The 22902-nt window shown below is 60.4% G+C and carries 25 protein-coding genes, 1 tRNA gene and 2 pseudogenes; 12 read left to right on the top strand and 16 right to left on the bottom strand.

Features of this window, described 5'->3' with window-relative positions; genetic code table 11:
• Positions 1 to 13 precede the first annotated feature (13 nt).
• The 8 genes from tsf (at position 14) to OOT43_RS08450 (ending at position 7466) form a co-directional block, all read left to right on the top strand.
• Positions 14 to 895 (top strand): translation elongation factor Ts, encoded by an 882-nt coding sequence (tsf, locus tag OOT43_RS08485; protein WP_266024441.1) that lies wholly within the window; start codon positions 14 to 16, stop codon positions 893 to 895.
• 92 nt (positions 896 to 987) lie between these two features.
• The gene (gene pyrH, locus OOT43_RS08480; protein ID WP_218807613.1) at positions 988 to 1707 is read left to right on the top strand and encodes a UMP kinase; all 720 of its coding nucleotides are present in this window, start codon (positions 988 to 990) and stop codon (positions 1705 to 1707) included.
• Between the two features lie 7 nt (positions 1708 to 1714).
• Positions 1715 to 2272 (top strand): ribosome recycling factor, encoded by a 558-nt coding sequence (gene frr, locus OOT43_RS08475; RefSeq protein ID WP_266024438.1) that lies wholly within the window; start codon positions 1715 to 1717, stop codon positions 2270 to 2272.
• 43 nt (positions 2273 to 2315) lie between these two features.
• Positions 2316 to 3074: an isoprenyl transferase gene (locus OOT43_RS08470; protein ID WP_266024437.1), complete on the top strand. Its 759-nt coding sequence runs from the start codon at positions 2316 to 2318 to the stop codon at positions 3072 to 3074.
• A gap of 45 nt (positions 3075 to 3119) precedes the next feature.
• Positions 3120 to 4106 (top strand): phosphatidate cytidylyltransferase, encoded by a 987-nt coding sequence (locus OOT43_RS08465; RefSeq protein WP_266024436.1) that lies wholly within the window; start codon positions 3120 to 3122, stop codon positions 4104 to 4106.
• Between the two features lie 32 nt (positions 4107 to 4138).
• A complete protein-coding gene (gene ispC / locus OOT43_RS08460; protein ID WP_266024434.1) occupies positions 4139 to 5323 on the top strand; it encodes a 1-deoxy-D-xylulose-5-phosphate reductoisomerase in 1185 nt (394 codons plus the stop codon).
• A complete protein-coding gene (gene rseP, locus OOT43_RS08455; protein ID WP_266024432.1) occupies positions 5323 to 6681 on the top strand; it encodes an RIP metalloprotease RseP in 1359 nt (452 codons plus the stop codon). Before ispC ends, rseP begins: the two co-directional genes overlap by 1 nt.
• A gap of 35 nt (positions 6682 to 6716) precedes the next feature.
• Positions 6717 to 7466, top strand: coding sequence for a DsbC family protein (locus OOT43_RS08450; protein WP_266024430.1), 750 nt, complete (start codon positions 6717 to 6719; stop codon positions 7464 to 7466).
• Between the two features lie 45 nt (positions 7467 to 7511).
• On the opposite strand, the gene mutS is transcribed toward OOT43_RS08450, so the two are convergent.
• On the bottom strand, positions 7512 to 10076 hold the full coding sequence (gene mutS / locus OOT43_RS08445) for a DNA mismatch repair protein MutS (protein ID WP_266024428.1): 2565 nt from the start codon (positions 10074 to 10076) through the stop codon (positions 7512 to 7514).
• 165 nt (positions 10077 to 10241) lie between these two features.
• On the opposite strand from mutS, the gene OOT43_RS08440 reads away from it, so the two are divergent.
• Complete coding sequence (locus OOT43_RS08440; protein WP_266024425.1) at positions 10242 to 10637, top strand: cupin domain-containing protein; 396 nt, start codon at positions 10242 to 10244, stop codon at positions 10635 to 10637.
• A 102-nt stretch (positions 10638 to 10739) separates the two neighbouring features.
• Positions 10740 to 10815, top strand: a tRNA-Thr gene (locus OOT43_RS08435).
• 276 nt (positions 10816 to 11091) lie between these two features.
• Here OOT43_RS08435 and OOT43_RS08430 read toward each other — a convergent pair.
• Complete coding sequence (locus OOT43_RS08430) at positions 11092 to 11493, bottom strand: hypothetical protein (protein WP_266024423.1); 402 nt, start codon at positions 11491 to 11493, stop codon at positions 11092 to 11094.
• Positions 11494 to 11587: 94 nt separating this feature from the next.
• Between OOT43_RS08430 and OOT43_RS08425 the strand changes: the two genes are divergently transcribed.
• Positions 11588 to 12693, top strand: a protein-coding gene (locus OOT43_RS08425) for an IS3 family transposase (protein ID WP_394358008.1) whose coding sequence is annotated in 2 segments (ribosomal slippage) — positions 11588 to 11846 and positions 11846 to 12693 — 1107 coding nt in all. Because the reading frame shifts where the segments join, the coding sequence is not laid out codon by codon here.
• Positions 12694 to 12706: 13 nt separating this feature from the next.
• Here OOT43_RS08425 and OOT43_RS08420 read toward each other — a convergent pair.
• The 4 genes from OOT43_RS08420 to OOT43_RS08405 form a co-directional block, all read right to left on the bottom strand.
• Positions 12707 to 13339 carry an FRG domain-containing protein gene (locus OOT43_RS08420; RefSeq protein WP_266024421.1) on the bottom strand — a complete coding sequence of 211 codons (633 nt, stop codon included), beginning with the start codon at positions 13337 to 13339 and terminating at the stop codon, positions 12707 to 12709.
• A 78-nt stretch (positions 13340 to 13417) separates the two neighbouring features.
• Positions 13418 to 13918: a ProQ/FINO family protein gene (locus tag OOT43_RS08415; protein WP_266024419.1), complete on the bottom strand. Its 501-nt coding sequence runs from the start codon at positions 13916 to 13918 to the stop codon at positions 13418 to 13420.
• 110 nt (positions 13919 to 14028) lie between these two features.
• Entirely contained in the window at positions 14029 to 14418 is a 390-nt protein-coding gene (locus OOT43_RS08410) for a hypothetical protein (protein WP_266024417.1), read from the bottom strand.
• A 213-nt stretch (positions 14419 to 14631) separates the two neighbouring features.
• Positions 14632 to 14988 carry a hypothetical protein gene (locus OOT43_RS08405; RefSeq protein ID WP_266024415.1) on the bottom strand — a complete coding sequence of 119 codons (357 nt, stop codon included), beginning with the start codon at positions 14986 to 14988 and terminating at the stop codon, positions 14632 to 14634.
• 566 nt (positions 14989 to 15554) lie between these two features.
• Between OOT43_RS08405 and OOT43_RS08400 the strand changes: the two genes are divergently transcribed.
• A protein-coding gene (locus OOT43_RS08400; RefSeq protein WP_394358042.1) for an IS3 family transposase occupies positions 15555 to 16660 on the top strand; the annotation gives its coding sequence in 2 pieces (ribosomal slippage) (positions 15555 to 15813 and positions 15813 to 16660; 1107 coding nt in all).
• A 567-nt stretch (positions 16661 to 17227) separates the two neighbouring features.
• Here OOT43_RS08400 and OOT43_RS08395 read toward each other — a convergent pair.
• The 10 genes and pseudogenes from OOT43_RS08395 to OOT43_RS08350 form a co-directional block, all read right to left on the bottom strand.
• On the bottom strand, positions 17228 to 17875 hold the full coding sequence (locus OOT43_RS08395; RefSeq protein WP_266024410.1) for a hypothetical protein: 648 nt from the start codon (positions 17873 to 17875) through the stop codon (positions 17228 to 17230).
• Positions 17876 to 18018: 143 nt separating this feature from the next.
• The gene (locus OOT43_RS08390; RefSeq protein WP_266024408.1) at positions 18019 to 18288 is read right to left on the bottom strand and encodes a helix-turn-helix domain-containing protein; all 270 of its coding nucleotides are present in this window, start codon (positions 18286 to 18288) and stop codon (positions 18019 to 18021) included.
• A complete protein-coding gene (locus tag OOT43_RS08385) occupies positions 18285 to 18566 on the bottom strand; it encodes a helix-turn-helix domain-containing protein (protein WP_266024407.1) in 282 nt (93 codons plus the stop codon). The genes OOT43_RS08390 and OOT43_RS08385 overlap by 4 nt, the downstream gene beginning before the upstream one ends.
• Before the next feature lie 213 nt (positions 18567 to 18779).
• Positions 18780 to 19037, bottom strand: a complete 258-nt coding sequence (locus tag OOT43_RS08380) for a type II toxin-antitoxin system RelE family toxin (RefSeq protein ID WP_266024406.1) — start codon at positions 19035 to 19037, stop codon at positions 18780 to 18782.
• Positions 19027 to 19275 carry a hypothetical protein gene (locus OOT43_RS08375; protein WP_266024405.1) on the bottom strand — a complete coding sequence of 83 codons (249 nt, stop codon included), beginning with the start codon at positions 19273 to 19275 and terminating at the stop codon, positions 19027 to 19029. The genes OOT43_RS08380 and OOT43_RS08375 overlap by 11 nt, the downstream gene beginning before the upstream one ends.
• Positions 19276 to 19450: 175 nt before the next feature.
• Positions 19451 to 19714, bottom strand: coding sequence for a type II toxin-antitoxin system HicB family antitoxin (locus OOT43_RS08370; protein WP_266024404.1), 264 nt, complete (start codon positions 19712 to 19714; stop codon positions 19451 to 19453).
• A gap of 6 nt (positions 19715 to 19720) precedes the next feature.
• A complete protein-coding gene (locus OOT43_RS08365) occupies positions 19721 to 20152 on the bottom strand; it encodes a DUF29 domain-containing protein (RefSeq protein ID WP_266024402.1) in 432 nt (143 codons plus the stop codon).
• Positions 20149 to 21351, bottom strand: a complete 1203-nt coding sequence (locus OOT43_RS08360) for a tyrosine-type recombinase/integrase (RefSeq protein ID WP_266024401.1) — start codon at positions 21349 to 21351, stop codon at positions 20149 to 20151. The genes OOT43_RS08365 and OOT43_RS08360 overlap by 4 nt, the downstream gene beginning before the upstream one ends.
• Positions 21352 to 21601: 250 nt before the next feature.
• Positions 21602 to 21850 (bottom strand): annotated as a pseudogene (locus OOT43_RS20445) (tyrosine-type recombinase/integrase); the annotation flags it as partial.
• A gap of 41 nt (positions 21851 to 21891) precedes the next feature.
• Positions 21892 to 22803 (bottom strand): annotated as a pseudogene (locus OOT43_RS08350) (transposase).
• Between the last annotated feature and the right edge of the window lie 99 nt (positions 22804 to 22902).

Raw genomic sequence — 22902 nt, 5'->3', positions numbered from 1 at the left:
GAGGTTGGCTGTAATGAGCATTACTGCAGGAATGGTGAAGGAGCTGCGCGAGCGTACCGGCTCCGGCATGATGGAGTGTAAGAAGGCACTGACGGAAACCGGCGGGGACCTGGATGCCGCAGTCGAGCTGATGAGGAAGCAGGGGCTGGCCAAGGCCGACAAGAAGTCCGGCCGTACCGCCGCTGAAGGCCGCGTCTGCGTCAAGGTGAGTGCGGACGGCAAGGCCGCGGCTATCGTCGAGGTCAACTGCGAAACCGACTTCGTCGCCAAGGGCGATGATTTCGTCAAGTTCGCCGACGATGTCGCCGCTTCGGCCCTGGCTTCCTCCGCGGCGACCGTCGAAGAGTTCCTTGCCGGGCAGATGACGGACGGTACCCCGGTGGAGCAGGCGCGTCGGGAGATGATTGCCAAGATCGGCGAGAACATTAACGTGCGCCGCTTCGAGCGCCTGAGCAGCCAGGAAGGCGGGGTGGCGAGCTATCTGCACGGCACCCGGATCGGTGTGCTGGTCGAGCTGGTCGGCGGCGATGCCGAACTGGGCAAGGACATCGCCATGCACATCGCGGCCAGCAAGCCCCTGTGCTGCGACGAAAAAGGCGTACCCGCCGAAGTGATCGCCAAGGAAAAGGAAATCTTCAGCGCCCAGGCGCAGACCAGCGGCAAGCCGGCGAACATCATCGAAAAAATGGTCGAGGGCAGGATCGGCAAGTTCCTCGGCGAGATCACACTGGTAGGACAGCCGTTCGTCAAGGATCCCGACCAGACGGTGGGCAAGCTCCTGCAGTCCAAAGGCGCTTCGGTGGTGCGTTTCGTCCGCTTCGAAGTCGGCGAAGGCATCGAGAAGGAAGAAACCAATTTCGCCGAGGAAGTGATGGCGCAGGTGCGCGCTTCCTGAGGGTCCGTAGCCCGGCGCCTAGGCGCGCCGGGCGCGCTTCCGGGCCGGGTGTGGTCCGGATCAGAGTGGATTAACCAGCTTCCGACGAGTTTATGACAGAACCGGTATACAAGCGTATCTTGCTCAAGCTCAGCGGCGAAGCCTTGATGGGAGACCAGGGTGCGGGCATAGACGCCGACATCCTGAAGCGGCTCGCGACGGAAATCGACGAGCTGTGCCGTGCCGGCGTCGAAGTCGGCCTGGTCATCGGCGGCGGCAACATCGTCCGTGGCGCCGAAAAAGCCTCCGAAGGACTGGATCGCGTGACCGGCGACCACATGGGCATGCTCGCCACGGTCATCAACGCCCTGGCCATGCAGGATGCCCTCGAGAACCTGGGGCGTCCCGTGCGGGTCATGTCGGCCCTCAAGATCAACCAGGTCTGTGAAGACTACATCCGCCGGCGTGCAGTCCGGCATCTGGAAAAAGGGCGGGTCGTGGTCTTCGCCGCCGGCACCGGCAATCCGTTCTTCACCACCGATTCCGCCGCCAGCCTCAGAGCCATCGAGATTGGCGCCGATCTGCTGATCAAGGCGACCAAGGTCGACGGCGTCTATTCGGCCGATCCCCTGAAAGATCCCGAAGCGAAATTCTATTCGCGCCTGACCTACGACGAAGCGTTGGATCAACGCCTCAATGTCATGGATACGACGGCGTTGGTGTTGTGCCGCGATTACAAGATGCCGCTGCGGGTCATGAACGTTTTTCGCCCGGGCGCGGTAATGCGCCTGATTCGGGGAGAGGACATCGGATCTTTGCTGGTAACGGGGTAATGAACATATGATCAACGACATACAGAAACGTACCGCGGAGCGGATGCAGAAGAGCATTGAGTCCCTGAAGCATGAATTCGCGAAGATTCGCACCGGGCGTGCCCACCCGAGCCTGCTGGAGCATATCCGGGTGTCTTACTACGGCAATGAGGTGCCGCTGACCCAGGTGGCCAACGTTGCGGTGGAAGACGCCCGCAGTCTGGCGGTCACTCCCTGGGAGCGGAACATGGTGCAAGCCGTCGAAAAGGCGATCATGACCTCGGACCTGGGACTCAATCCCTCCACCGCCGGCACCGTCATCCGGGTGCCGCTGCCGCCGCTGACCGAGGAGCGCCGCCGCGACCTGATCAAGGTCGTGCGCCATGAAGCCGAGAATGGCCGCGTGGCGATCCGGAATATCCGCCGCGACGCCAACAACGAACTCAAGGCGGCGCTCAAGGAAAAGCTGATTTCCGAGGACGAGGACCGTCGCAGCCAGGAGCAGATTCAGAAAACCACGGATCAGTTCATCAAGGAAGTGGACAAGCTTCTGGAGCAGAAGGAAGCCGACCTGCTTGCTGTTTAGCACTCTGCGATCGATGGTCTTTTCGCCGGATAATGTCAAGCCGATGGCGCTTGCCCCGGAAGACGGCGCCAGGATGCGCGGCCTCCCACGCCATGTCGCCATCGTCATGGATGGCAACGGCCGTTGGGCACAGGAGCGCTACCTGCCCCGAACCGCCGGCCATCGCGCCGGCGTCGGCGCGGTCCGCAAGGTGGTGGAGCACTGCGCGAAGCGCGGCGTGGAAGCGCTGACGCTGTTCGCGTTCAGCAGCGAGAACTGGCGGCGGCCCGAGCAGGAAGTCTCCGTGCTGATGGAATTGTTCCTGTCGACGCTGGAACGGGAAACGGAAAAGCTGCACCAGAACGGCGTGCGCCTGCGCATCATCGGCGACCGCACGGCGTTTGCGGAGGCGTTGCGCCAGCGGATGGATGCTGCCGAAGCGCTGACGCGCGACAATACCGGTCTGCAACTGGCGATCGCGGCGAATTACGGCGGGCGTTGGGATATCGTCCAGGCGGCCCAGACGCTGGCGGCAAAGGTCGGGCAGGGCGAACTGTCGCCAGACCGGATCACGGCGGAAATGCTGCAGCAACAGCTCGCCCTGGCCGACCTCCCCGAGCCCGATCTTTTCATCCGCACCGGTGGAGAGCGCCGGATCAGCAACTTCCTCCTCTGGCAGCTTGCCTACACGGAGCTGTATTTCACGCCCGTACTGTGGCCGGAATTCGACGAGGAGGCGTTGGATCTCGCGTTCGAGGACTACGCCGGCAGGCAGCGCCGGTTCGGCTATACCGGCGAACAGGTCGCGGGCCAGATGCCCTGATTTCATGCCGCTAAGATTTTCCAACTCACCCAATCCGATTCCGCCATGTTCAAAAATCGCTTGATTACGGCACTGGTCCTGGCGCCACTGGTCATCGCGGCCGTCCTGCTGCTTAAGCCCACCGCGTTTTCGGCGGTGTGGGGTGGTGTGATCCTGCTCGCCGCCTGGGAGTGGGCGGGCGTCTCCGGTGTGGACAACCGCACGGGGCGGATCGCTTTCCTCGCCGCCCTCGGGTTGCCCATGGCTTTCGCCGGTTGGTGGGCGCCCTACACGGTCGACTGGCTGATGTGGCCGGTGGTGGCGTGGTGGTTCGCCGTCGGCATGCTGCTTCGGGCCAAGCCGGACAAGGCGCTGGCGATCCGGTTGCCGGTGTGGTTGAAGCTGGGGTTGGGCTGGTTCATCCTGCTCACCTCCTGGATCCTCTTTATCTGGCTGCGCTTCAATTTTGGTGCCGTGCAGGCGTTGTACCTGCTGGTGCTGATTTCTTTCGCGGACATTGCCGCCTATTTCGTCGGGCGCAACTGGGGCTTCACCAAGCTGATGCCGGAAATCAGCCCCGGCAAGACGGTCGAGGGGCTGTACGGGGCCCTGGCGGTGTCGGCCATCCTGGCAGTCGCCGTGGGTCTGTGGTTCAAGCTGGAACCTTTGACCATCGCGGATTTCGCCATCCTCTCCCTCGTCACCGTCGTGATTTCCGTGGGCGGCGATTTGTTCGAGAGCCTGCTCAAGCGGCAGCGAGGCGTGAAGGACAGCGGTTCGCTGTTGCCCGGTCACGGCGGGGTGCTCGACAGGATCGACGCCTTGCTGGCTTCGGTCGCGGTGTTCTATGCCGGCTCCATGCTGCTCGGTCTGTTCCTGCAGACCGCTGAGCCCGTGACGATCGAAGTGCCTACCGAAATGGAGGGCGCGCCGGTTCAGGTCGAGCCGATTCCGCTGGAAAGCGATGAAGCCGCTCCGGAATCGATGGAGCAGGAAGAGGCCGAACCGGGGCCCACGGATTCCGGGACCGACGAATCGGCGCCGGAAGAATAAACCGCGGCGCTGGCAGAACTCTGGAGAATTCCGTGAAAGGCATATGCATACTCGGTTCCACCGGCTCGATCGGCGTCAGCACGCTCGATGTGGTGGCGCGCCACCCCGACCGCTACCGCGTAGTGGCGCTGACCGCCAACGGCAACATCGACCGCTTATTCGAACAATGCCGCGATCACCGGCCGCGCTATGCGGTGGCGATCCGGGCCGAGGCCGCCGCGGATCTGCGGGAGCGGCTGGCGGCGGCGGGTCTGGGCGGCATCGAAGTCCTGTCCGGTCCGGAGGCGCTGGAGCAGGTCGCCTCCCTGCCGGAGGTGGACAGCGTGATGGCGGCGATCGTCGGTGCTGCGGGGCTGCTGCCCACGCTGGCGGCGGCGCGGGCAGGCAAGGATGTTCTGCTCGCCAACAAGGAAGCGCTGGTGATGTCCGGCCAGTTGTTCATGGCCGAGGTGGTTCGGGCGGGGGCCCGGTTGCTGCCGATCGACAGCGAGCACAACGCGGTGTTCCAGTGCATGCCGGCGGCGTATCGCGCAGGCACTGAGGCCGTCGGGGTGCGCCGCATCCTGCTCACCGCTTCCGGAGGGCCGTTCCTGTACACTCCCATCGCCGAACTGGAGTCGGTGACGCCGGAGCAGGCCGTGGCGCATCCCAACTGGGTCATGGGCCGCAAGATCTCGGTCGATTCGGCCACCATGATGAACAAGGGTCTGGAGGTGATCGAGGCCTGCCTGCTGTTCAATACGAATCCCGACGACGTACAGGTCGTCGTGCACCGCCAAAGCGTGATCCATTCCATGGTGGACTACGTCGACGGCACGGTGCTGGCACAGATGGGGACCCCCGACATGCGCATTCCGATCGCCCACGCGCTCGCCTGGCCGGAGCGCTTCGAATCCGGCGCCGAACCTCTCGATCTGTTCGCTGTCAACCAATTGAACTTCGAGCGTCCTGACCTAGCCCGTTTCCCCTGTCTGCGCCTGGCTTACGAGGCGGTGCGGGCGGGCGGCACGGCACCGGCGATCTTGAATGCGGCCAACGAGGTCGCGGTCGCGGCGTTTCTGGATCGACGGCTGGCTTTCACCGGCATACCGCGAGTAATCGAGCACTGCATGGCGACGGTTGCGGCTGGAGTGGCGGATGCGATCGAGTCTGTCTTGCAAGCGGACGCGGAAACCCGCAAGGTAGCGGAGACGTACATCGGCAACTGTAGGGCTTAATGTCTCTCATCCATACGGTTTTCTATTTTCTGGTCGCGCTGGCGCTGCTCATCGCGGTGCACGAGTTCGGCCATTACTGGGTGGCGCGCAAACTCGGCGTAAAAGTGCTGCGGTTCTCCCTCGGTTTCGGCACGCCGCTCCTGCGCTGGCAAAGGAGACCGGACGACACTGAATTCACGCTGGCTGCAATCCCGATCGGGGGCTACGTCCGCATGGTCGACGAGCGGGAAGGGACGGTCGCTCCGGCCGATCTTCCTTACGCCTTCAACCGGCAGCGGCTCCCGGTGCGGTTCGCCATCGTCGCGGCGGGACCGATCTTCAATTTTCTCCTGGCCATCGTGCTTTACTGGGGCGTGTTCATGGCTGGCGAGACCGGGATACGGCCGGTGCTCGGGCCGGTGGAAGCGGGCACCTTCGCCGCCGAGGCAGGGTTCGAGCCGGAGGACGAGATCCTCGTCGTCGACGGCGATCCGACGCCGACCTGGGGTCTCGCCGTCGGTCGGATCTTCGAGCGGGTTATGGACGAGGGAGCCGTCGAGGTCGAGGTCAAGACCGGCGATGGCGGACGTGCGATCCGTACTCTCAGCATCCCGGCCCACATGCTCAACACCCCGGAAATCCTGGGGGAGCGGCTCGGCCTGCAGCCCTGGGAGCCTGAGCTGCCGCCTGTGGTGGAGCGGACCGAACCGGGCAGCCCAGCGGAGCGGGCCGGCATGAAAGGCGGCGACCTGCTGCTTTCCGCGGACGGCGTAGCCCTGCGCACATGGCGCCAGTGGGTCGATATCGTGCGTGCTCGTCCCGGCCAGAGCGTCGGACTGGTGGTTGAGCGCGATGGCGTTCACGTCTCCCTTGACGTCCGGCCCGACACCGTCAAGGGGCCGAAAGGCCCGGTCGGGAGGATAGGTGCGGCGGCCCGGATACCCGATTCGGTACGGGCCGCGATGGAAGTGGAGTATCGGCTGGGCGTGCTGCCGGCCCTGGGCGCGGCGGTGGAGCGCACCGGCGATTACGCCTGGCTCTCGCTCAAGATGATCGGACGCATGCTCATCGGCAAGGCGACAGTGGAGAACTTGAGTGGCCCCATCAGCATCGCCCAGTACGCAGGGCAGTCCGCCAAGCTGGGTCTGTGGCATTTCGTCAAGTTCCTGGCCTTGATCAGCGTCAGCCTCGGTGTGCTCAATCTGCTGCCGGTCCCGGTGCTGGACGGCGGCCACCTGAGTTTCTATCTGATCGAAGCGGTGAAAGGCGGTCCACTCTCTGAAAAGACCCAGATGCTGGCGCAGCAGGTGGGGCTTTTCATCCTGATCGCGCTGATGGCGCTTGCCTTCATGCTCGACATCGAACGGCTGTTTTCCTAAGCTCCCAACTCCTTCCCATCCCGAGGTATTCCCTGATGAAACCTGCGTTCCGTTCCCTGTTGTCTTTGTTCGCACTCCTGGTGGTACCCGTCTCTTCCATCCTGGCGGACGCCAAAGCCGTAGAGGATGCGATCAAGCAGGCATTGCCGGGGGTGAAGCCCGATTCCATCAAGCCCTCGCCGCTGGCCGGCATTTCCGAGGTCATCGTCGGTCCCAAGCTGTTCTATGTCTCCGACGACGGTAAGTACCTGATCCAGGGCTCTCTGATCGACCTCAAGAACCGCGAAGACCTCACCGAGCCCAAGCTGGCCAATGCGCGGATCGGAGCGCTGGAAAAGCTGGGTGAGAAGAACATGATCGCGTTCAAACCGAAGCTCGGCAAATACGTGGCCTACGTGTTCACCGACATCGATTGCGGCTACTGCCGCAAGCTCCATTCGGAGATGGACAACTATCTCAAGGAAGGCATCGAGATCCGGTACCTGTTCTTCCCGCGCGCCGGCGAAGGCTCGGATTCCTGGGACAAGGCGGTCAGCGTATGGTGCGCCAAGGACCGCAACGCCGCTCTGACCAAGGCCAAGAAGGGCGAGAAGGTGGAAGAAAAGGCCTGCGACAACCCCGTGAAGGAGCAGATGGCGCTAGGAACCGCGATCGGTGCCCAGGGCACGCCGATGATCGTGACCGGCGGCGGCAACGTGCTGCCGGGCTACGTTCCGGCCGAGCAGCTTGCCCGCATGCTGAAGCATGAAAAGGACGAAGGCGGCAAGCAGGCAAAAACGCCGTAACCTCCCTTTCCGAGCCCGGCGGCGAACCGTTCCGCCGGGCCGTCTTCACAGCGACTGCTTCAGCTCGAACAACAGATTCAAGGCCTCGCGCGGGCTGAGGCCGTCGACGTCCAAGGTTTCCAGCCGCTGTACCACGAGGTGCGGCTCCGGCGCCAGGAACAAATCGAACTGGGTTACCGGCGCAGCTTGCTGATGGGCCGAACGCGCCTGCCGTTCCAGTTGCTCCAGTTTTCGCCGGGCGTTGTCGACCACCGTCCGTGGAACCCCCGCCAGCGCAGCCACCTGAAGACCATAGCTCTGGCTCGCGGGCCCGTCCTGGACCGCATGCAGGAACACCACCTTGTCGCCGTGCTCCACGGCGTCCAGGTGCACGTTGCCGACCCCGTCGCATTCCTCGGCCAGCGCCGTCAGCTCGAAATAATGGGTGGCGAACAGCGTATAGGCTCGCGTTTCGCGTGCCAAGTGCTCGGCGCAGGCCCAGGCCAGCGAAAGCCCGTCGAAGGTGCTGGTTCCGCGGCCGATCTCGTCCATCAGTACCAGGCTTTCCGCCGTGGCGTTGTGCAGGATGTTGGCGGTCTCCGTCATTTCCACCATGAACGTGGAGCGGCCGCTGGCGAGGTCGTCGGAGGCGCCGATGCGGGTGTAGATGCGGTCGATCGGGCCGATTTCCGCTTCCGCCGCCGGCACATAGCTCCCGATGTGGGCCATCAGCACGATGATCGCGGCCTGCCGCATGTAGGTCGATTTGCCGCCCATGTTCGGGCCGGTGATGACCAGCATGCGCCGATCCGGGCCGAATTCCAGGTCGTTGGGCACGAACGGTGCGCCGCCGACCTGTTCAACCACCGGATGGCGTCCCCCGACGATGCGGATGCCCGGCGCTTCCATCAGGTGCGGCGCAACCCAGTTCAGCCGCTCGGCGCGTTCGGCCAGGGTCGCCAGCACGTCCAGTTCGGCCAGTCCCGCCGCGCAGTCTTGCAGCGCAGGCAGCCAATTCCCGAGCGTTTCCAATAATTCGTCGTAGAGCGCCTTCTCGCAGGACAGCGCTCTTTCGCGGGCGCTCAGTACCTTGTCTTCGAAGGCTTTCAGCTCCGGCGTGATGTAGCGCTCGGCGTTCTTCAGCGTTTGGCGGCGAGTGTATTGCACAGGCGCTCTGTCGGCCTGGGTCCGAGGTAGTTCGATGTAGAATCCTTGAACCCGGTTGTAGCCGACCTTGAGGCCGGCGAGGCCGGTTCGCTCGCGCTCCTTCTCTTCCAAATCGACCAGGAATTGGTCGGCGTTCTCGCTCAACTGGCGCAGCTCGTCGAGTTCGCCGTGGTACCCGTCGGCGATCACACCGCCGTCGCGGATCAGCATCGGCGGATTATCGACGATGGACCGCTGCAGCAGGCCGCTCAGCTCGGGCTGATCGACGATGCGCCGCGCCAGCCCGCTCAGCAGTGCGCCTTCGAAGCAGTCAAAGCTGTCCCGGATTGCAGGCAGGGTGTGCAAGGTCTGGCGCAGTGTGGAAAGGTCTCGGGGTCTGGCCGATTTCAGGGCAATGCGGGCGGCGATCCGCTCGACGTCCCCCACGCCGCGCAGCAGATCGTGCAGGACTTCGAAGCGGCGGTCCGCCTGCAACTCGCCGATCGCTTCCTGGCGTAGCCGGATGGTCGTCCGGTCGCGCAAAGGCTGATGCAGCCACCGCCGCAGCAGCCTCCCGCCCATCGCCGATCCGGTCCGGTCCAGGATGCCCAGCAAGGTGAATTCGCCTTGGCCGGAAGGATGCCGGTCCAGCTCCAGATTGCGCCGGCTGGCGGCGTCCAGGCCGACGTATTCCGCGCCGGTCTCGGCACGGACGCTTCGAATGTGGGGGAGGGCGCTGCGCTGGGTGTCGCGCAGGTATTGCAGCAGGCACCCGGCGGCGCCCAGCGCCAAGCTCAGATGCTCGCAACCGAAGCCAGACAGGTCACGGGTGCCGAGCTGGTTAAGCAACTGGCGGCGGCCACTCTCCGGATCGAAATGCCAGGGCGGACGCCGGGTCAGGCCCCGCCGCCCGGACAGCCCCTCCGCCGGCGTTTCGTCTTCGCTGACCAGGAGCTCGGCGGGATTCAGCCGCTCCAACTCGTTTAGAAGCTGCGCGGCCGACTCTGGCTGCTGCAGGGTGAAACGTCCGCCGGACAGGTCCAGCACCGCCAGCCCATACACTGAGCCATCGCAGGCGATTGCCGCCAGCAGGTTGTCGCGGCGCTCCTCCAGCAGCGCCTCGTCGGTCACCGTGCCCGGTGTCACGATGCGTGCCACCTTGCGCTCCACCGGCCCCTTCGATGTGGCCGGATCGCCGATCTGCTCGCAGATCGCCACCGATTCGCCCAGCCGGATCAGCCGCGCCAGATAGCCGTCGGCTGCGTGGTAGGGAATCCCCGCCATCGCGATGCGTTCGCCGCCCGACTCGCCCCGGCTGGTCAGGGTCAGATCCAGCAGCTTCGCCGCCCGCCGGGCATCCTCGAAGAACAACTCGTAGAAATCGCCCATCCGGTAAAACAGCAGCCGGTCCGGATGCTCCGCCTTGATGCGGAGAAACTGCTGCATCATCGGCGTGTGTCTGGACAGGTCGGACGGATCGGTCATCGGTTGGAACTTCGGGTGGGGCAGCGCGCCGTGGAGCCAGGGCAAGATTGCGAATTTTAACCGAATCGCGAGGGCATCGCCGGCCTTCGGGGCGCGATCGCGTATACTGCAGTCCGCCCCGCAGCCGCTTCAGGCCGCCACCAGCAACCCCGAAGAGCACTCGTCATGACTGAGGCAGGCATCTATTGCGGATCGGCAATGGAGTACTATTTCGACGAACGTTGCTATATCACCGAATGGTGGAATTCCGCCGACGATGCGGATGTTTCGGTCGCACGAGCCAGAGTTGAACCCGGCGTCACCACCCGGTTGCACCGCCTCAGTAACACGACAGAGCGTTACCTGATCCTGGAGGGCCAGGGCCGGGTTGAAATCGACGGTTTGGCGCCTTCTGTCGTTGGGCCGGGGGACGTGGTTGTCATACCGCCGGGTGTTTCCCAGCGCGTCTCCAACACGGGCGGCGGCGATCTGGTTTTTCTTGCCATATGTACCCCGAGGTTCATTCCGGAAGCATACGAAGCCATCGATGCCGATGGAATGCACGAGGTTCAGCGGCCATGAAGGACGATGATGCGTCCTACGACGGGACACGTTCCTAGCTTGGAACACCCGCAGTTGTGTCAGTAAAGTAGTCTGCCTATAATGCGCGTTCTAGGAAACAAAGCCGGTGTAGCTCAGTCGGTAGAGCAGCACATTCGTAATGTGCGGGTCGTAGGTTCAAATCCTATCACCGGCTCCATAAAATCAATCACTTGGGATTGATTGCTGAAGGGGAAAAAAGTTCGGGGCCACACTGGGGCCACGGTGAATCTGAAATGCCCTACCTTTAAGGCCCCCAGAAAACTCCTCCCATCCGGTGGACGGTCCAAGCGGATCGGGGCCGGCCGAATGCTCCGCGTTGTGTAAATCACTCTCCCTTCAGTCTCGGAAGTATGTATCGACTGATACGATATGCTACCGCACGTCCCGCCGGTAACCTCCTCGTGGACCGCGCCCACCCCGCAGCCTCCGCATGTTATAAGGGGTCAGAAACCCCGCGCCATCTGATCATTTTGATGTATTGGTCTCGGCGCTTATCCCATTCGCTGGCGGCTTTGTCGATGATCTCCTTTTCCGGAAGAATGGAGCGTGATGAACATAGCTGGTAGCCGGCGCTCTCCAACAGCTTAGATATTGTCGAGGCGTTATGCCCAGGAGGCATAATTTCAAGCGACATGGCGGTCTCTATTGCTTCTGTTGCGATTCTTCCATTCTTTCTTACGGTCGCTATGTGTTCCTCAAACGGATCATACGGAAATATCGCGTCAACTCTCCCAACCTTCATTGCTGCATTAGACGCTAGTTCTTCCGTAACCTCGAATTCATCTATGCTCACGCCGCTGATCTTTTCAAGATCATCAAAGATGCCGAGTTCCAAAGCGAATGCCTTTTGAGCAGCAGCTCTGGGCAGATGACCTGCTCCCCGAGATTAGTCCGGTCGTGATGTAGAGTCTGCCTCGATAGGAGGCAGCATGAAGAAGCGTTTCACCGAAGAACAGATCATTGGCATCCTGAAGGAAGCCGAAGCCGGCCTAAAAGTAGCGGAGCTGTGCCGCAAGCACGGGCTCAGCGAGGCGACGTACTACAACTGGAAAGCGAAATACGGCGGCCTGACAGTGTCGGATGCGCAGCGGCTCAAGGCACTGGAGACCGAGAATGCCCGGCTCAAGCGCCTGCTGGCGGAGGCGATGCTGGACAATGCTGCGTTGAAAGAGGTTGTAGGCCGAAAGTGGTAAGCCCACAAGCCAAGAGGGTGGCGGTCTCCCATCTGATGACAAAGCACCAGATGGGCGTCACGCGGGCTTGTGGGCTGATCGGTATTTCTCGGTCGCTGTATCGCTACGAAGCTAAGCGGCCAGTAGACCAGGAGCTCAAGGAACGACTGTGCGAATTGGCAGCGCAGAAGCGGCGCTATGGGTATCGCCGGCTGCACGTGCTACTTTGCCGAGAGGGTTGGGAAATCAACCGAAAGCGCACCTATCGCGTGTATCACGAGGCCGGCCTGATGGTCCGCAAACGAAAGCGGAAGCGCATTGCCGGCGTGGAGCGCCAAATCAAGGTCGCGCCATCGGCGCCTAACGAGAGTTGGTCTATGGACTATGTTTCGGACGGTTTGGCCGATGGTCGGCGGCTGCGGTGCCTGAATATCGTCGATGACTTCACGAAGCAGTGCTTGGCCATCGAAGTCGATACTTCGCTGCCTGGCAGACGTGTAGTCGGTGTGCTGCAACGGCTGGCAGAGATCCGCGGATTGCCCAAATCAGTCACCGTCGACAACGGCCCCGAGTTTGCCGGCAAGGCTTTGGATGAATGGGCCGATAGCCAAGGACTGTGCTTGAGCTTCATCCAGCCAGGTAAGCCACAGCAGAACGCCTACATCGAAAGCTTCAACGGCAAATTCCGGGATGAATGCCTGAACGAGCATTGGTTCGTCTCGATGCGCCATGCTCGCCAAGTCATTGAGGAGTGGCGTCGGGAATACAATGAGCAACGCCCCCACAGTTCGTTGGCTTACCTGACGCCAGATCAGTTTGCAGACACATTTTTAACCGCAGACTCTATGTCCGTTTCGGACTAAATCGGGGAGCAGGTCACAGAGGATCTACACCGACCGGCACAAGGCGATAATTAGTGTCTTGATCGTGGAGCATTTTCTTGATATCTATCGTATAGATCACCGCGTTGCTTCCAATGGCGGCCGTCGGATGCTTTACATCGCCGAAGAATTCGTGTGTAGCAAAGAACATCGCTACATCTTTGCTGCGGCTCAAATCCAACATCTGAGTCGGATATAGGTAGTGTTGGGCAAGTGCCTGAATATCAAGATCAAATGATAACCCGTCAAAATCCCAAGCCATAATGTCTCTTATAGCCGGGTGATGTTCAAGAAGAACGCTAAGCTCAACCCGCTTCGCTGTCCAATAGATTGCCTCGATATATTTCTGACCGTAATTGAAAGGAGTTAAGTTACGAAAGACTTGCGGCTTGCAGGTCGGATAGCGCTTTGTTTGCCCTCTGTAGAGCCTGGGGCCGAATTCAGGCCCTGGCATCATGCGATATCCATGTTCCGATGTTTGAACAAGGTAGAATTCATCCATACATCCTGTCGTTACAAAACCAATAGTGTTGATTTCCCCATTATCGTTGCTATCACAGATTGGATTGAGCATCCACAAATATTCAGATAACGTCGGTAACCGCATCTCGTTTTCTCGCAGGACCATATGTCTACCTGGACATTATTTCCGAATCAAAAACACTAACATAGACGGACAACTTCGGATCAGAACCAAAATTTGTCTCTATGGGGTTTGCAGGCCGGACGGGACATGAACCCGCCGCTTTACTCGAACGGCTACAGCCTTTCCCCGCGAAGCCACGCCCGGCCGTGTGCAATCAATTGCACTTTTCCGTGGCGCGGGCTTTGGTGATGCTGCTCGCTCGGGGGAGCCTTTCTGCTTTGCAGTCGCCTTCCGCTCCTTGAGAGCTTTCCGGATTTCGGAGAGCCGGTCCCGCGCCTGCTGCTGTTCCTCGGGGGTCGGCCGCTCTCCCTCCTGTCCGTCCAGCCCAATGCGGCGGGCTCCCCGCACCACCGCCGCGAGATAGGCCATGTTCCCGCAGTAGTAGCGGAGGGCATGGCGTATCCGCGTCTCGCACAAGGTGCCCTCCTCGGCGACGGCAAGGGCCGTATGGATGCCCACGGCCAGGGGCCGCACTTGCTTCGGATCGCTTGGGAAGACGTTCGGGTATCGCTCGGCCAGATAGGCCAGGGTTCGGCGGAGGCAGGTAGTGGTGACGGTCATGGGTGGCTCGAATTGCAGTTAATTTCACAAGGTCCCGAAAATTTGCCCCTGGCGGTGTCGGCGTTCCCGCGAGGGCCGGGGGCAGAAACCTTGAGCGTTGTGTAAACCGCCTAGGACGGTTCAGGGGCCGCGGTAGAGGCATCGGCGGGGGTATCCCCGGCTTCCTCGGGCTCCTCGGCTGTCTTGGCATTCAGTTCAGCCTCTAGGGCTGCCTCGGCCGCCTTAACGTCTGCCTCCGCCTGCTCCAGGGAACCGGGTACCACTTCATTCAAGATGTCCTTCACCTCCTCTATGGCTTCCATGAGCTGCTGGGTTGCAACCTCAGGATCGATGCCGATGTGAGTGACTTCCTTCCTGGATGAGAACAGCTTCAGCTCTTTCGTGATGATGCCCGCAGCCCGTAGGGCGGCCTCAAAGTTGGGGTGATCCAGGTGGCGTTCGAGCACGTCAGCGGCCTTATCGGCAAGTCCCCGGAACCTTGTACGGGTTGCATCGAGCATGGCGTCAGACTCAAGCTGAACAGCTTGCCGGAATTGCGGATTACGGAGCCATTCGTGAACCGTCTCCCGCGCCACACCCGCAGCCTTGGCCGCTTCCACTTTGGACGCACCAGCCCCAAGGGCGACAATTGCCCGCTGCTGTCGGATAGACAGACTTACCGGGTCGTCATGGTCTTGGGGGCTGGTAGCCATTTTCGTGAGGTTGTGTGCCGATTAGTGAACCGTTCCCAGCTTGGTCTGCATCGCTTTGGCGATGGCGTTAACCACGTCTTCCGACAGGCCCGTGACGTCCCAGCATTGCAGGCGGCCGTCTCCTTCGAGACTCACGGAGAACTCCTTACAGGGCTCGGAGGGGGTCCATTCGAAGCCTTCGGGGGTGATGTACTCGGCTCCGATTTCGTCCACGATGCAGCCGTCCATGATCCCAGGAGCGATGAACCCATCCAGCACAGCGCGTGCGTCCTGGGCCAATCGGCCGACGAAGAAAAGCCGTTCCGGAGCTACAGCGGTTCGGATGTGACCCACCTTCGAATCGAAGACAAGGCGTTCGGCGAGCGTATCTAGGCTCATAGCGTTACCTCTTCGGTTGAGCCCCTGGTGGGGCGAAAAGTGAAATTGATTGCAAATTCAGAGTGGCCCCCCCCGGTTGTTGGTGCTACCGGAAGGTTCGGGCGGGGCGTTATCGTCGATACTTCTTGATATCCCCCAGACAGCGCGGCAGCCTCGGAATGAAATTAACTTCACTTGTGGCGCAAGGTTTTCTCAATAGCGGTGACGTCCCAAAGTGGCTTTCTACCAATCCGAGTCGGGGCTGGTAGTCGTCCATCTTTTCACCACCGCTCGACGGTGCGGGTTGATACTCGGAAGAATTCGGCGACTTCTTTAGTGGTCATCGGGAGACTCGGGGTATGTCTCATCGGTGGATTCTTGGTATTCATCGGCGGTTTGTCTGGTCGGCTTAATCGGCGAATTTCGAGAGATACAATGCAGTCTACGGATGTCGGCGTATGTAGTTGGATCAGGAGATCAGGGTATATGTCCTTGCGTTAGAATATGCTGGCATGCTGTGATCGGGTTGACCTGCTCCCCGAGATTAGTCCGGTCGTGATGTAGAGTCTGCCTCGATAGGAGGCAGCATGAAGAAGCGTTTCACCGAAGAACAGATCATTGGCATCCTGAAGGAAGCCGAAGCCGGCCTAAAAGTAGCGGAGCTGTGCCGCAAGCACGGGCTCAGCGAGGCGACGTACTACAACTGGAAAGCGAAATACGGCGGCCTGACAGTGTCGGATGCGCAGCGGCTCAAGGCACTGGAGACCGAGAATGCCCGGCTCAAGCGCCTGCTGGCGGAGGCGATGCTGGACAATGCTGCGTTGAAAGAGGTTGTAGGCCGAAAGTGGTAAGCCCACAAGCCAAGAGGGCGGCGGTCTCCCATCTGATGACAAAGCACCAGATGGGCGTCACGCGGGCTTGTGGGCTGATCGGTATTTCTCGGTCGCTGTATCGCTACGAAGCTAAGCGGCCAGCAGACCAGGAGCTCAAGGAACGACTGTGCGAATTGGCAGCGCAGAAGCGGCGCTATGGGTATCGCCGGCTGCACGTGCTACTTTGCCGAGAGGGTTGGGAAATCAACCGAAAGCGCACCTATCGCGTGTATCACGAGGCCGGCCTGATGGTCCGCAAACGAAAGCGGAAGCGCATTGCCGGCGTGGAGCGCCAAATCAAGGTCGCGCCATCGGCGCCTAACGAGAGTTGGTCTATGGACTATGTTTCGGACGGTTTGGCCGATGGTCGGCGGCTGCGGTGCCTGAATATCGTCGATGACTTCACGAAGCAGTGCTTGGCCATCGAAGTCGATACTTCGCTGCCTGGCAGACGTGTAGTCGGTGTGCTGCAACGGCTGGCAGAGATCCGCGGATTGCCCAAATCAGTCACCGTCGACAACGGCCCCGAGTTTGCCGGCAAGGCTTTGGATGAATGGGCCGATAGCCAAGGACTGTGCTTGAGCTTCATCCAGCCAGGTAAGCCACAGCAGAACGCCTACATCGAAAGCTTCAACGGCAAATTCCGGGATGAATGCCTGAACGAGCATTGGTTCGTCTCGATGTGCCATGCTCGCCAAGTCATTGAGGAGTGGCGTCGGGAATACAATGAGCAACGCCCCCACAGTTCGTTGGCTTACCTGACGCCAGATCAGTTTGCAGACACATTTTTAACCGCAGACTCTATGTCCGTTTCGGACTAAATCGGGGAGCAGGTCAGGGTAAGTCAAGCTCTTTTTTAAACGGTGGTAGCCCTCCTTATATGTGCTGAATGTTGACGACGCGACATACTCCGATATAATCAAAAACATCAATTCAATCAATTAGTTGAACGCCCGCCCTTCCAGACTGTCCCGCGAGAGTGATTACGGCCCCGGAAATTTGCGCCCGTTGCGGAGGGCGTTCCCTCGAGGGCCGGGGGGCGGAGATTCGGTCGCGTTGTGTAGACGCCCTCTAATGGGCCAGCCCTCCTCCCGTCGATACCGGGACTGACTCCCGTCAGACTTGGGATACTTCCATCGCTCCGTGTACGGCTTCTCTACGCGGCTTAGAACCGGCTCTCCGAGGGCTTTGGCTTTTTTGTTTTTCTCTCTTTGGGGTTGCCCCGGCGAACGCCGTAGGCGCTTCGTCTTTGTTCTCTTAGAAGCTTTAAAGCTCTCTTAAAGAAGAACTCTTTTGGTATTGCTTACGACAAAATGTCGTAATACGTTGCGACAAAGTGTCGTAATGCGTTGCGACAAAATGTCGTAATCGATGGGGCCAATCTGGCATTAAGGGGACTCAGGCCCCGTTGCAGGCTCGACCGTCTCGGGGGGTCTATTACGGAGCTCCTCCTGCTTCGCTAGCCATTTCAGACCCTCCTGGAAGGACTCCTCACATGCGGCGTCAACCTCGGCCATCACCTCTGGATTGGATCTGTACTCCGTCTCGTCGTAACCGAGGCGCCGCATAATTTCGCACATGTCGGCGTAGTCTTTCCGCCCATTTTGGCCCGGCGTGAGCAGTGGCCGGGGGCCGAGCTCTTCCCCTCTTAGGATCGTGTTCCGGATAAGCTCAAAGTTGGGTCGATACCATTTCGTTTTGTCGAACCGCAGGGCGTTAAGGTCGGATCGGCTCAGCAGGGCCCCCCGTCTTTCTAAATCAGCAACAATCCGCTGTAACTGCCGCAAGCTCCAGTCCGGGAAGTGCTTCTTATGTAGGTCGGCACAGGAGAGATACACCCACTTTTTCTTGTCTGCCCGCTTGCCCTTATAAATTTTCAGTGCGTAGAAAAACTGCTGTAGCACAAGGGCGTTAGTCGGACCACCAAAGTGCTCGGCAATGGACACCTCATACACTCTAGGCTCGGATTTGACCCCTATGAAGTTGCAAATTGTCGATTCATGAAGCGGGTAGTCATAGCCTTGGTCATCGGACATAATGAACTCCGTAAATTAGGTGATTCGGAATGGGGCGTGGCTGGCAGGCCGACGCCCTTTCTTATGGGCTCATTTTGGTATTTTCAAGAGTGCCTGACGTTCTGCGCCGGGCTCGTGGATCGGCCGAGGATAGCCCTCGGCTTCTAGTATGAGAACGCGGCCTGATGCTCCTTCAGCCGGTCGGCTGGGAGGTAGTAGGCCGCATAGCGGTCTTTGTGGCCCGTTTCGGGATCAACTGTCGTCCGATAGTCGGTCTGGATGTCCCAGCCTAACGCCTTCAGCCTGTAGACCGCGTCCGGTAGGCGGGTGTATCGCGCCTCGGAAATCGCATCCCACGGCGTGATGGTTCGCCCGGACAAGAGCTGCTGCTTTACCGATTCGAGTTTGGAGGGATTGGTGTGCGGGGTATTCATGCCGGCCCCCCGCTTTCCGTTGCCGCACCGGTATGAAGGTGCGCGTTCGCTGCGATGAAGGCCCGAATGTCGCCAGCCCGGTACTTGACGAACTTGCCGATTTTGACGAAGGGGAGCTTTACGCGGCCAGTGCAGCGCCAAACTGCCAGGGTGCTGGGTTTGACGTATAGGATTTCGCCGGTTTGCTCAGGGCTTAGAAGGGCGGAATCTGGCAGCGCGTCAAGGCTGGGGATGTTCTGATGCGCGGCGGAGGAACTTAGATTTGGATCGTGTTTCATGGATGTAACCGTTTCTTGGTGAATAACGGTTACCGATAATATGCGCGGCTAGAACCTCCAAAGTCAGTCTTTTCGAAATTGTTTCTCGATTTACGTTCGTGACTTCACCCAGGCCGGAGGACAGTGCAAAGGCTGGGGAAATTTGCCCCCGGTGGTGGGTGCCGCTCAGGCTGGCCGGGGGACGGGAAAAGCGCCGCGTTGTGTAGATTGTCGTTATCGGTAGACTTCTCGCCGATTGCCAATCTTCAGCACCAGCACGACAAGACGGTCATCCTCGATTGTGAAGACGGCCCTATAACTGCCGATCCGTACGCGGTACAGGTCGTGCTCTGACTCGAGCTTTATAACGCCGTGATGGCGCGGGTTCTCCGCCAAACCTTCCAGCGCCGTGACGATTCTTGATTTCGTTTGCCTGGGTAGGCCATCCAAGGTTTTCTTGGCAGATGGCTTCAGGACGACTTCATAGGCCATATTCGGCCTTTGCGGCAGCCAATGTCACGCCCCCATCTTCGTGCAAGGCTTGTTCGGCGTCTCGAATGTCCTCGGCGTCTTCCAGCCCCAATACGATCAAGCGGCGTATGGCATCGGAACGGGACACACTGACGTGCAGCTCGGCTTCGAGTTGGTGGGCGTAATGGTCCACGCGCTGGAGTAGCTCCGGGGGAAGGCGGATCGCGGAAGGGTTCTTGCTGGGCGCTGGGGTAGACATGACGGCCTCCGGTGTGGTTGAGGGGAGCCTAATTGTATTCTCTTGTAGTACAACGCGCACGACCGGATGGTTTCATGTGCAATTAACTGCAAAGGCTGGGGAATTTTGCCCTCGGTGTAGCGGGACCTCCCGCGCGGCCGGGGGGCCTGGAAAGCTTGAGCGTTGTGTAAACCACCTAGGAGTCCTCTGGGGCCACGTCAATGCTGGCTAGGAACCACGCCCCTCCCTGGAACTCTGGCCGCTTCTGGAGGTCCTCAAGCGGGGACGGGGGAGGAAGTGCCTCATCACCCAAGCCGTAATGGCACTCTACGGCTTCCTGAATTTTTGCCGGCAACTCCTCCCAGGTATCAGCGGCAGCAAAGCAGCCAGGAAAGTCCGGGAAGGTGACGCCATGGGCGTGCTTGTCATCGCCAGGGTGAATGTAAACCGGGTAGATCATGCTCAGTCACTCAGGCCAGTAATCCGTCATGGTTTGGTCCACGCTGAAAGGCGGATCAGCCGGAAAGGCGCGTTCGTCAAGGCCGGTTTCGTTGGCCGCCAGTAGCCGGGCCTTGGCGTAGGCTTTGCCGAATATCGCGCCCAGCTCCGGACGCAAGCCAGGGTTGTCGTCCAGCACGTCCGCCACGTCGCTCCGTTGAATTTGGATCGTCCGCCGCCAACTGTTACCCCGCCTGTCGGGTTGGTGGGTCCATTTCAGCAGGTGCGCCAGCAGAACGGCTAACCGGTTTACCAGTTCGCGCCGCTCGCGTGCTCCCATCGCTTCAAGCTCCTCAATCAAGTGCGCCGTGTCCAGTTCAGCAAGCCGCCCTTCCCGCAGTAATCCGGCTTGGGTGTGGGTCCAGGTGTAAAAGTCTTCATCGTGCAGTCGTGCGTTCATGCCTTTACCGTCTTCTTGAGCGGGACAATCTGCGCCCCCGCTTTGACGCCCCCGGCCTCCAGTATTGCCGATGTGGCCGCGTTCACGGATTGCCGTACCGGGTCCAAGTCCAGCCGGGCATAAACCGCCGTGGATTGGTGCGATTTATGGCCCAGGCTCTTCCCGATGATGGCGAGGCTTGCGCCTTGGCGGGCCTGCCAGCTTCCCAAGGTGCGGCGTAGGTCATGAACCCGAAGGTTCTCTATGCCTGCCTTGTTGAGCAGCGTACCCCATGCCTTTTTGGGCTCAACAAGATGCCCCGTCCGGCCCGAGCCAGGGAACACGAAGGGTTCCCTGTGGGTTGCCTCGCCCTTTCGGCGCTCCAGGATCGCCACGGCTTCCGGGGGCAGGGGTACGGTCTGTGGCATACCGTTCTTGGTCTTGGGAATGCGCCAGACGGCTCCGGCTGCGTCTATGTCTTGCCAGCGCATGGCTTGAACGTTTGAGCGCCGTGCCCCGGTCAGTATCGCAAGAAGGAAGAAGTCTGCAAGCGGCGAATCGGCTACGGCTGCAAAGAACTGCGGCAACTCGGCAGGCTCTAGGAACCGCTCCCGGCTCTGGATCAATTTGCACTTAAGTGCAATTGCGGGATTGGGCAGGTCGGTAATGCCTTCCTGGTTGGCATGGTTGAACACTGCCGACACGATGGCTTTCACCTTGTTGGCCTGGGCGGGTGAGGCAACTTTCTTGTGAATCGTCTTGAGCCGTTCAGCGGTGAGGCTGGACATCTTCTCCTTCAGAAGGCTGGCCGCATGGGTATTGATTGCCTTCCGGTATTCTTCAACGGTTCGGGCGGATAAGGGTTGCCCGGCCCGGTTGCGCTTGTGCTTGATGAAGTGGTCGAACAATTCGCCGAAGGTGGGCTCTTCCTTGATGGCCCGTTTCACGGCAGCCGGGTTGTCACCCTTGGCGATGGAGCCATTCACTTTGGCCGCTTCCTTTCTGGCCTGTTCTACGGTCATCTGCGGGAAGGTTCCCAGCTTCACCCGCTCAGGTCTGCCGTCAATCCTCCGACGTACATAGAAGGTCTTCTGCCCTGTATGCGTGACGCGAACCTGAAGACCTGGGGCGGTGGCGTCGTGGTATGTCTCTCTGTTTCCCGCTGACGCTGGGGTCAGGCTATCTAACCATCGCTTGGTGAAGTTGACTTTGGTGCTCATCGTCTTTGCTCTCCGGGGCCACGGCGGGGCCACGCTGGGGCCACGCTCTAGGTCCAAAATGGTAAATCCAGATGCAAAGATTGTAAGTGCAACCTGCTGAAAAATAAAGCATCGTGAAGGGATGGAAAAGTGAGGAAATGCCAGGAGCACAAATTCGTAATGTGCGGGCCGTAGGTTCAAATCCTATCACCGGCTCCAAGAAATCAATGACTTAGGCTGAGAGCCCTTGAACCTCTCCAAGCCGGCGTAGCTATTTCGTAACCCCTTGCCGGGGTTCGTCCATCATGTTCATGGCGTACTCTGCCAAGTGTTCACCACTGAGGTGGGCATGGCGACGAACCATTTCCGCCTATCCCCACGCTCCCAGCTCCTGAAGCACATGTAACGGTGTTCCGCGCTGTACGTGCCAGGAGGCCCAGGTGTGCCGGAGATCGTGCCACCGAAAATCCTCGATGCCGCATCGCTCCAGCGCTGTCCGCCATGCTTTCGTGTTTACCTGAGTGAACTGCCCCGGGAATCGTGGAGGCGGGTTGGTTTAAGTCAGGCTGGAATGGCGGCCTGAGTGGCGAGTTGGCGGTAGTAGTTTGCCTCAGCTTCTGCGGCGGGATATACCCGAGGGTTCAAGCAGCCTGGAGTGGTTGAACCAGGACACCCATTCGAGCGTGGCCAGTTCGACGGATTCCCGGGTCTTCCAAGGCGCCCGCCGGTGGATCAACTCGGCCTTGTACCGTCCGTTGATCGTCTCGGCCTGGTTGGCGGGCGTACAGCGCTTGCTCCAGTGCATCCAGCACGAAATCGGTGTGCATGGAAGCGCTCACCCGCCAGCCGACGATGCGCCGGGCCAACACGTCGACGACGAACGCCACGTACAGCCAACCTTGCCAGGTCGAGACATAGGTGTAGTCCGCCACCCAAAGCCGGTTAGGATGTTCGGCCTTGAACTGCCGGTTGACCCGGTCCAGCGGGCAGAGCGCCTCAGGGGCGCTGATCGTGGTGCGCACCGACTTGCCACGGATGACGCCGCGTAGACCCTGACGTCGCCTGAGCCGCTCAACCGTACAGCGAGCCACCGCGATACCTTCTCGGTTCAACTGCCGCCAAACCTTGTCGGCACCATAGACCTGCAGGTTGGCCTGCCAGACGCGTTCGAGCTCCGCTTGGGCGAAAAAAAGCGCTGGCGAGCTTGAGGATCTCATTGGCCTTGCGCAGTGCCTTCGCCTCGCGCTCCAGCTCCTTGAGGCGTTGCTGCTCAGCGGAGGTCGCACCCTCTCGTTGCCCGGCGTCGCGTTCATGCCGTCGCACCCACTCCAGCAGCGTCTGGGGCGTGCAGCCCATCTTGCCGGCAATGGATTCAACGGCGGCCCATTGCGAGGGGTGCTCGTTGCGGAGCTCCAACACCGGACGAACGGCGCGCTCGCGCACCTCGGGGGAAAACTTCGTAGACTTTTTCATGGCTCCATATTCTCAACGGGTGGAGCCTCCACCAAACCCGGGGCGGTTCAATCTTCCTGAACCGGCAGCCCCATACATTTCCATCCGATTGTCGGCAGA

This window comes from Methylococcus mesophilus, assembly GCF_026247885.1.
Lineage (GTDB): Bacteria > Pseudomonadota > Gammaproteobacteria > Methylococcales > Methylococcaceae > Methylococcus > Methylococcus mesophilus.
This window is presented reverse-complemented; position numbering and strand designations above follow the sequence as displayed.